The 229-nt window shown below is 62.0% G+C and carries 1 protein-coding gene; it reads left to right on the top strand.

Annotation, left to right across the window (positions count from 1 at the left end):
* Positions 1 to 229: EAL domain-containing protein (locus ACW9IR_RS30125; protein ID WP_457466254.1), on the top strand; the 229-nt coding region annotated here is incomplete at both ends.

Below are 229 nucleotides of genomic sequence, written 5' to 3'. Positions count from 1 at the left end.
GGCCATCGATGACTTTGGCACCGGCTATTCCTCGCTCAGTTACCTCAAGCGTATCCCGGTGGACTACGTGAAGATCGACCAGACCTTTATCCGCAGCCTGGGCCTGGGCCGCGAAGATGCGGCGATCACCCGGGCCGTCATCGCCATGGCCCACGGGCTGGCACTCAAGGTGGTAGCCGAAGGCGTGGAAGACCAACAGCAACTGGATTTCCTGCGGGCCGAGCAGTGT

The sequence above is a fragment of the Pseudomonas sp. SDT291_1_S447 genome (assembly GCF_054070155.1).
The sequence above is the reverse complement of the archived record's forward strand: the minus strand, read 5'-3'. Positions and strand labels throughout refer to the sequence as shown.